Origin of the sequence: Dorea acetigenes, from assembly GCF_025567385.1 — a bacterium.
In the GTDB taxonomy this organism is placed as follows: Bacteria; Bacillota; Clostridia; order Lachnospirales; family Lachnospiraceae; genus Claveliimonas; species Claveliimonas acetigenes.
Genome location: NZ_JAOQJU010000020.1, coordinates 51530 through 53687, shown reverse-complemented (window position 1 = coordinate 53687; position 2158 = coordinate 51530). Strand labels below are relative to the sequence as shown.

General features: G+C 43.8%; 2 protein-coding genes. Both read left to right on the top strand.

Annotation, left to right across the window (positions count from 1 at the left end; genetic code table 11):
- A partial coding sequence (locus OCV99_RS13310) for an S-layer homology domain-containing protein (protein ID WP_158371223.1) occupies positions 1–522 on the top strand: 522 nt, incomplete at its 5' end.
- 217 nt (positions 523–739) lie between these two features.
- Positions 740–2158, top strand: a 1419-nt coding sequence (locus tag OCV99_RS13305) for a hypothetical protein (RefSeq protein ID WP_262575677.1), incomplete at its 3' end; no start/stop codon positions are given.

The following is a 2158-nucleotide window of genomic DNA, read 5'->3' as shown; positions in this document are numbered from 1 at the left end:
GCATACTACAACTACTTTGCAGAAACCATGACGGGTACAGATCCTACGCATTTCTCACCATATGAAATCCTGCCGCGTGCGCAGTTTGCAACCATTCTTCACAGAATTGAAGGAAAACCGGCTGCAGAGTATACGAACAGATTCCCGGATGTACCGGATGGAGAGTTCTATTCAACGGCAGTTCTCTGGGCGGCTGATGCGAAGGTTGTTACCGGATATACAGATTCCGGATACTTTGGAACGAACGATCCGATTACCCGTGAGCAGATGGTAGTTATGATGTACCGTTATGCGGATTATAAGAAATACGATATATCAAAGACAGCAGACCTCAGCAGCTTTTCTGATGCAGAGCAGGTAAGCGAATTCGCAGAAACTGCTATGAAGTGGGCAGTAGAAAATGGAATCATTGAAGGAAAAGAAAATGAAGATGGTTCTTATCGTCTTGACCCACAGGGAGGCACGAGCCGTGCAGAATGCTCGATTATTATCCAGAGATTCATGGAGACATTCGGAGAGTAAGATAGAATTAGAATGTGATGAATAGAAAATACCCGGGAGTGAAAATATTCGCTCCCGGGTATTTTTCTGTAATTATGGTAATTATGAGATTGCTTTGGTAGTATTTCATCTTAAAATTATCCACTCATTTTAATTTATTAGAATTTTTTTGAAAAAATAAATAATTTATAATGATAGTATACAGAAAAATGCAATTAAGCAAGAAGGAGGAAGATGAATGAAAAAGAGAATTGCAGCATTACTCTTAAGTATGGCAATGGTAGCGACTATGATTCCGGTGAATATGGTCAGCGCAGCGCCGGAGAGTAAAGACAACCTGGACGAAGTAATAGAGGCCCAGGAAGAAGATTTGGGGACAAATGTTGCCCCACAGGCAACTGCAAGCGCAGACTACACGAATGTTTATGGCGTTAGTACGACAGCTATGAACGACGGACAGCTTGCAGGCAGCAATCCAAGTACAAGCTGGAACTCTTGGGGTACGACAGATGATGCGTATCCGATGGGAGCAAGGCTTACGTGGGAGAATAATGCGTACCGCCTTACCGGCATGCGTGTAATGTGGTGGGCATACAATGACGGCGGAGTAGTATTTCCAAGTGAATGTACCGTAGAATACTGGGATATGAATGAAAACCAGTATAAGACGATTGATGCAGTCGGTGTTGAATGCGACACTTCCGTAGATAATGGAGTGGATGGCAATAACAAAGTGTGGAATTACGTGGAATTTGAGGAGCCGATTCTTACGAATTCCCTTCAGCTTAAGATTTCAAGGGATGCAGAATCTCCGGTAGGTGTCGGCATCAGTGAATGGGAAGCATTTGGAACGCCTGTGACTGCAGAGGATAATATTCTTGTGGGAGCGGCAATAAGCGGCGAGAAAAATCTTGCAAAAGACGTGCAGGCTACTTATACGGCGGCGACAGTTCCGGAAGGGCTTACACAGAATGTTACTTACAAATGGGAAGTGATTTCCGGGGAAGACAAGATTGCGATTAATGGCTCTAGTACAGGAAGCACGGTGAAAGTGGATGCGAAGGCCAGTGGTTCTGCAACCTTGAAGGTAACGGTTTCTCATGTAGAAGGTGGAAACACAGTTGCAAAAACTGCAGAGCAGGAGATCAAGGTAGAAGGCATCGAAAGCATTGAGACGTATAAAACAGCAACGGCTGAAGGTGTTGCTCCGATACTTCCTAACAGAGTTGTTGCAAATGGATTGACCTTCGATGATCCGACGGAGTCCAGGACAACAAGAAATAATAATGTACAGTTGGGTGAGACTTTTGATTCTAAGCTTGTTCCGGTTACCTGGGAAGAGGTAGATCCGAAAGATTATGCAGTTGGGAAGAAAGGGACAACCTTTACCGTGAAGGGTACGGTTAACTACGGCGGTATGGAATACGATGCAACAGCAGAGATTACCGTAAATGACAAGGTCGTTACACCAGTTGCAAATACGACGGTAACTTTTGAAAATGTACAGCTTACTGATAATTTCTGGAATCCCAAACAGAAAATTAATGCAGTGACTTCTCTGAATAAAGCAATCTCTGAGATTGAGAAATCTTCCGGCGGCGAGCCGAACTTTAAGAATGCAGTGAAGAAACTGAACGGAGAAGACTACAATGCATTC